This is a genomic window from Massilia sp. LXY-6 (genome assembly GCF_051233485.1).
Lineage (GTDB): Bacteria > Pseudomonadota > Gammaproteobacteria > Burkholderiales > Burkholderiaceae_D > Telluria.
The window spans coordinates 1-597 of record NZ_JBKFGF010000115.1 but is presented as its reverse complement, the minus strand read 5'-3'; the positions used below and the strand labels follow the sequence as shown (position 1 = coordinate 597).

Genomic DNA, 597 nt, shown 5'->3' with positions numbered 1-597 from the left:
GTTCGCAGGCAAGAAGAGACTAACGCGGCGCGATCGTTTTCTGGCCGAGATCGAGGCCGTGACGCCATGGCCGGCGCTGGTCGCGGCACTGCTGCCGTATTACCCGAAGGGCGAAGGGCGCGGTCGTCCACCTGTCGGTCTGGAGCGGATGCTGCGCATGTACATCGCGCAGCAGTGCTTTGGCTTGTCGGACGAGGGCATCGAAGATGCGATCTACGACAGCCAGGCCATTCGCAGCTTTGTCGGCGTCGACCTGACGCACGAGTCGGCGCCGGACGCAACGACACTGCTCAAGTTCCGCCGTCTGCTCGAAAAGCATAACCTGACGCGCAGGATCTTCGATGAAATCAACGGGCATCTGGCCAGCCGTGGCTTGATGATGCGCGAGGGAACCATCGTCGACGCGACCCTGATCGCAGCGCCTCCCTCGACCAAAAACCGCGACGAAAAACGCGATCCGGAAATGCATCAGTCGAAGAAGGGCAAGAACTGGTTCTTCGGTATGAAGGCCCATATCGGTGTCGATGCCAAATCCGGCCTGACGCATACGCTCGTGACCACGGCGGGCAACGTGTCCGACGTCACGCAAGCCCACAA

At 61.1% G+C, this 597-nt stretch carries 1 protein-coding gene; it reads left to right on the top strand.

The window, feature by feature from the left end:
• Positions 1–597, top strand: a 597-nt coding sequence (locus ACI48D_RS26060) for an IS5 family transposase (RefSeq protein ID WP_435574141.1), incomplete at both ends; no start/stop codon positions are given.